At 69.3% G+C, this 5840-nt stretch carries 5 protein-coding genes and 1 pseudogene; 3 read left to right on the top strand and 3 right to left on the bottom strand.

Translation table 11 applies throughout. The features are described 5' to 3' along the window. Positions 1–410: 410 nt before the first annotated feature. Together IE273_RS42755 and IE273_RS42750 are read left to right on the top strand one after the other, a co-directional pair. Positions 411–1073: a DciA family protein gene (locus tag IE273_RS42755; protein WP_229888141.1), complete on the top strand. Its 663-nt coding sequence runs from the start codon at positions 411–413 to the stop codon at positions 1071–1073. Positions 1074–1269: 196 nt separating this feature from the next. After that, positions 1270–2037 (top strand): DUF5131 family protein, encoded by a 768-nt coding sequence (locus IE273_RS42750; protein WP_189820504.1) that lies wholly within the window; start codon positions 1270–1272, stop codon positions 2035–2037. A gap of 14 nt (positions 2038–2051) precedes the next feature. Here IE273_RS42750 and IE273_RS42745 read toward each other — a convergent pair whose 3' ends face one another. Further along, entirely contained in the window at positions 2052–3167 is a 1116-nt protein-coding gene (locus IE273_RS42745; protein ID WP_189820503.1) for a three-Cys-motif partner protein TcmP, read from the bottom strand. A 163-nt stretch (positions 3168–3330) separates the two neighbouring features. On the opposite strand from IE273_RS42745, the gene IE273_RS42740 reads away from it, so the two are divergent. Next, a complete protein-coding gene (locus IE273_RS42740; protein ID WP_229888139.1) occupies positions 3331–4557 on the top strand; it encodes a hypothetical protein in 1227 nt (408 codons plus the stop codon). Positions 4558–4711: 154 nt separating this feature from the next. Here IE273_RS42740 and IE273_RS44580 read toward each other — a convergent pair. Continuing rightward, positions 4712–4813, bottom strand: a pseudogene (locus IE273_RS44580) (response regulator); the annotation flags it as partial. A 37-nt stretch (positions 4814–4850) separates the two neighbouring features. Beyond that, the coding region (locus IE273_RS42735) for a tetratricopeptide repeat protein (RefSeq protein ID WP_373309508.1) at positions 4851–5840 on the bottom strand (990 nt) is incomplete at its 5' end.

Genomic DNA, 5840 nt, shown 5'->3' with positions numbered 1-5840 from the left:
ACTTCTCGCGTTTCTGATCAAGCCTCGGACATGCCACCTCGTGAAAGCGTGAGGCTAGACGGATGAATGACAGCAGACGACCGAAGCACCACCTGCCGTGGTTCAACTGCAAGGCGGGGCGGTGGCGGCCCCCTGGTCCCTATGGGCGCCTGACGCCTGCTCTGGCGCTACTGGACGCCGCGCAGGCGGAGTCAGCGGGTGGTGACCAGGGCGCGCCAGCGGTCCCGGACGGTGTGGGCGTCGTCGAGCCACTGGATGACGGGCCCTTCGGGCTGCGGCAGGTCGTCCATGGCGGCTGCGATGTGGAGGAGGTACGCGAAGTCGCCGTTCGCGGTCGCCTTGCGGAGGCGGTCGATGGTGAGGTCGGCGGCGGGCAGAAGGCGAAGTCGAAGCCTCGGCCGGTCCGTACGGTGCGCCGGAACGCGCGCGAACCGATGGGACTCGGCTCGGCGATCAGCGCGCTGGGCACCGAGCCAGCCTGGGAGCTCCCGGCGGTCCGCGCCTCGCTAAGGGAGCGGTGGGCGGCCATCGCACCGGCGCTGGCCGGGCACGTCGCCGCAGTCGGCTACGACGCCGACACCGGGCGGCTCACCGTGTGCCCGGAGTCGGCGGCCTGGGCGATGAAGACGCGCCTGGAGCAGGCCCGCGTCATCGCGGCCGCCAACGAGTCGGCCGGCCGCACGGTGGTGCGCGCCCTGAAGATCCTCGCGTCCGGCATGGTGCCGACGCGCGAGCCGGCCGACGCCGACCCGGAGCCCGCGGCCGCGTCGACCGGCCCGGTGCGCACCCGGGAGGCCGCCTCGGACGGGTACAGCCGCGCCCTCGCCGCGCTTGCCGCGCACCAGGCGGTGGCGCCGCCACACCGGGTGGACTCCGCCATCGCGGACGCGGTGGCGCGGCAGACCGCCGCGATGCGCGCGCTCAGCGCCCGCGCCTTCCCCGAGACCGGCGTGCCGGACGGGCAGTCGGCCCCGCTCGAGATGGCACGCGCCCAGTACTCCCAGGCGGCAGAGACGAGCCGCCGGACGGCGCTGCGTCGGTCTCGCTGGGAGCGCGCCGGACAAACACGCTGACGGCGTGGGCAACGCAAATGTCACCGCCACGGTATTCAAACGGAGATTCGATTATGAAAACGTGGCAACGGATCGGATGCGGTCGGATACCGGCGTTCGTATGCCGCGACTCCGGCCGGGACGGCATCGTTGGGCAGCGCGCAGAGGAAGCCGTCCATTGCGGGGATGCCGTGGACGTGAGGGTAGGAGGGGACCAGTGAGCGACCGCAGCTCCATCGAGTGGACCGAGGCAACCTGGAACCCGACGACGGGGTGCGACCGGGTATCGGCCGGCTGCGACCACTGCTACGCCCTCACGCTGGCGAAGCGGCTGAAGGCGATGGGGTCGGCGAAGTACCAGAAGGACGGGGACCCACGCACGTCGGGGCCGGGGTTCGGGTTGACGCTGCACCCGGAGGCGCTCTCTGTACCGTACGGGTGGAGGAGTCCGCGGACGGTGTTCGTGAACTCTATGAGCGACCTGTTCCACGCGCGGGTGCCACTGGACTACGTGCGGCGGGTCTTCGATGTGATCGCGGACACGCCGCAGCACACATACCAGGTGCTGACCAAGCGGGCGCGGCGGCTGCGGCTGGTCGCCAGCCGCCTCGAGTGGCCGGCCAACCTGTGGATGGGTGTGTCGGTGGAGACTGCCAGGGAGCTGTCGCGCGTGGATGACCTGCGGCTCGTTCCGGCGGCCGTCCGGTTCTTGTCGTGTGAGCCGCTGCTCGGCCCGCTCACGGATCTGGACCTGACCGGCATCGACTGGGCGATCGTGGGCGGCGAGTCCGGGCCGGGTGCCCGGCCAATGCGTGAGGAGTGGGCCGCCGACATCGTCGAGCGGTGCCGGCGCTCCGGGACAGCGCCGTTCGTCAAGCAGCTCGGCTCCTGCTGGGACAAGGCGCACCACAAGGACATCACCCGGTTTCCCACCACCCTGCGGGTGCGCGAATACCCAAAGGCCAGGGATATCGCTCCGGTTTGACCGGCGGAGCTGGATCAGGCCACGCCGGGCAGGCTGACCCAGCTCTTGCTGGTCAGCTTGCCCGGCGACTGGACCGCGACGGAGCCGTCCTGCCGCATCTGCCGCACGGCTTTCAGCGCGTGGGTGGGCATCCAGCGGGCGGTCTCGGTCAGCAGCCACTGTCCGACTGTCTCCACCGTCGCCCTGCCCAGCGCGAGACGCTGGGTAACCAGCTCGATCAGCTCCGGGTCGCAGGCGTCGGAGACTTGGAAGATGTCGAGCTGCCCGTCCGGCTTGGCGCCGCGGGTACGGGGATCCTGGAAGCTTTCCCCGTCACGGTCGTCGACCTTCCACATCGCTTCCTTCATGGCCTTCAGCCCCGCGTCACTGCCGGTGCCGAAGACCAGGTACAGAGGCTGGCCGGTGCGGGGCACGAGCCGGAACTGCAGCTGGTAGCTGAACCCGGCCCGCCGCAGCGCGCTGCGGTAGGTGCCCAGCCAGGCCCGCCACCGCTCATCGGGCCGGGCCTCGTCCGCGGCCGGCTCCCAGTGCTCGCGGCCGCCGAACACTTCGTCGAAGATGTCCGCGTTCAGCTCCTCGCGGCGGCTGAACCAGTTGGGGCCGAACGTGGTGATGACCTCGCTGGAGCGGTTGCGGGCTATCCGTCGGGTCACCTCAAGCGGCACGTTCACGCTGCCCCAGCTGTCGAAGATGCCGAGGATCGGATTGCCCCAGGCGCCCAGTTCCGTCAGCACCGGCAGGCTGTCCCGGCCCGCGTCGCCGCGCCGGACCTCTACCCGCACCGGCAGGTCGGCCAGTTTCCCGAAGCGGTCCGTCAGTTCGGCCAGGAGGTGTTCGTGACGGGCCCGGTCTTTCTCGATGAAGACCAGGTGCACCCGGTGCGGGCTGAGGTTCATCCGGTCCACGGCGGTGTGGTGCAGGAGCCGGTCCAGGATGAACACCGGCGAGCCCGGCTCGCCGCCTTCATAGCGTCCCGGGCCGGCGAACGCGTCCAGCAGCGTCACCCGCGGCCTGCTGTAGCGCGTGCGCTGGGAGGTCTGCAGGAGAATCGGCCACCAGGCGTCCAAGTACCGCTGGTATAGGCGGTGCTTGGCTGCCGTAGCAGGCTCCAACGGCCACAGAACACCCATGCCAGCCCCCCTCGGACAACAGAATGTGGCACCGATTGTCCGCTGAGTACCCGTCAGGCGCCAGAGCGCATATGGCCGGGATGTCGGGGTCGGCCCGTGACCTCGGTGTCCCGGTGGGCGGCTTCGGGTAGCACCTGTCGGAGCTATCGAGGAGGGGAAGAAAGTGGGCAAGGCGAGTCGCGGCAAGAAGCAGCGAAGCCGGGACAGCTCGACGACGTGGAGCGCAACCGGGGCAGCACGTGCCGCACACCGAGCACGAGCCGACAGCTTTCGGCTTCTGCAGAACAACGTATGGGTACGCACAATGATGGCGTCGAACACGGTCAACCGGATGGCGGAGCTGCGCACCGTACTTCATCACAGCAACGTGCCTGAGGAGCACCAGGAGAACTTAGCGTTCGCGATGATGCTCGGAAAGCAGGGGAAAAGGCCCCCATGGCCGTCAAGCCCCGCCGAGGCGGCGCAGTGGCAGGTCCAGCAGGTCTTGAAGCTTCTTGATGGCGCTGAGGTCCTCATCATCTCACCAGCCGCCCACGCGGCCGTCATGGCGGCGGCCGCCACCCTGGAACCCGCCGACGTCGGCACGCTCGATAAAGACCGGGACATTCCCATTCGAACAGGCCTGCTGGTGCTGCCGGAAGCCGTGGTCGTGGAGAACCGGGGTGGCTCCGTTTCTGACATCCGTGCCTTCGGTTGGCAGCTCGTCACTCAGCATCAGGTCCTGCCGGACGCCCAGTACCCCGGGGTCCAGCTCACGTGTTTCATGGATCGCGACGGCCCCGTACAGCCGCAGTCCTGGCGCCTCGCCGTCGCCCAGGCCCGCGCCTCCGGATCGCCGCTGCCTCCCCTTGTGCCAGACGGCATCTACGGACTGCGAGCCGACGCTGCACTCACCGCTGAGAGCAACGAACAGCACGCCGAGATCTCCGAGGAGCACCGCAGGCTGAACACCGTCCTGAACCAGGTCGCCGAACACAGGGCTCTGCCGGCGGAGGAGGGGCAGTGGGACGGCGGGCGGATCAAGGACACCTACGACGACTTCGCCGCCCGCTACGCGTTTGCATTCTGGCGGCTTGCCGCCCAAGGCGTCACCGTGCTCGGCACCCCGCGCGAGGCCGCCGAGAGCAGACCACCACAGCAGGCCCGGGCACAACCGGCAGAGCCGGACGTTCGCGTCATCCGCCTCGCCAATCAGGTGCCCGCGCAGCGTTCGGCAGCGGATGACGGCGCGAGCCAGATCTACCACCACCGGTGGACCGTCCGGATGCATAAAGTCCGCCAGTGGTACCCCAGCGCCCAGGAACACCGGGTGATCTGGCGCGGCCCCTACATCAAAGGCCCGGCTGACGCGCCTTTCATGGTGGGCGAGAAGGCATACACCGTAATCTGACGCCAGTCACGGCTCGACGCTCACAGGCCGGGGGCAGACCCGCCACCTCGGACGTGTGATCCGGGTCAGTGGCATCATCACGGTCCCTGCCGTGGCAGGACCGACTGGTCCCCTACTGCGTAGGGGACCAGTCGGTCCTGCACCTACTCAAGCTTTACCGGCTGTGTCGCTCCAAGTAGATGGAGGTGAACACCGCGATCTTGGCGCGCAGGGCCCAGGGATCGAAGGGCTTGCTGATGTAATCGACGGCGCCGGCCAGCACCGGGCTAACGAACCGCGAAATGACAGCATGCCTACGGCGTTGAAGCATGGGATGTTGCGAGTGGGCTGTGCGGGATATCCATCGTCGGTTGCCAGGGTGCCGTCGGAGTGCCGTCCGGGTCCATACCGTGTGGCCATCGCATGCGGAGCATCGATGCCCAGGCCATGTGTTCGTATTCCACAGAGGCTCCGCCGTAGTCGGCAACTTTCCGGGCCAGGATTGTCGCGTTCGCCAAGTCCCCGGCAGATTCCCGCATCACCGCCAGCTGGTGGAGGGCGTCGGTGTCGCCGTGGTCGGCGGCCTGCCGGGCCAGGGTTTCCGCGCTTGCCCGGTCCCCGGCCTTCTCCCGCATCATCGCCAGCTGGCACAGGGCGATGGTGTCACCACGATCGGCGGCCTGCTGGCTCAGGGCTTCGGCGCCATCCCGGTCCCCTGCTTTCTCCCGCATCATCGCCAACTGACGCAGGGCGTCGGTGTCGCCCTGGTCGGCGGCCTGCCGGGCCAGGGTCCCCGCGCTCGCCCGGTCCCCAGCAGACTCCCGCATCATCGCCAGCCGGCACAGGGCGATGGCGTCACCGTAGACGACGGTCTTCCGGGCCAGGGCTTCGGCGCCATCCCGGTCCCCAGCGAGTTCGTGTGTCACCGCCAGTCTGTGCAGGGCGTCGGTGTCGCCGAGGTCGGCGGCCTGCTGGATCAGGGCTTCGGCGCCATCCCGGTCCCCGGCTTCCTCCCGCATCTCAGCGAGTTGGTGCAGGGCGTCGGTGTCGCCGAGGCCAGCGGCTTGGCGAAGCAGGGCTTCGGCACCGTCCCGGTCCCCGGCGAGTTCGCGTGTCACCGCCAGTTGGCGCAAGGCGTCGGTGTCGCCGTGGTCGGCGGCCTGCTGGATCAGGGCTTCGGCGCCATCCCGGTCCTCGGCTTCCTCCCGCATCTCAGCGAGTTGGTGCAGGGCGTCGGTGTCGCCGAGGCCGGCGGCTTGGCGAAGCAGGGCTTCGGCGCCATCCCAGTCCCCGGCTTCCTTCCG

The sequence above is a fragment of the Streptomyces olivaceoviridis genome (assembly GCF_014650115.1).
Lineage (GTDB): Bacteria > Actinomycetota > Actinomycetes > Streptomycetales > Streptomycetaceae > Streptomyces > Streptomyces olivaceoviridis.
Note: the sequence above shows the minus strand (reverse complement) of the source record. Positions and strands in the feature narration are given on the sequence as shown.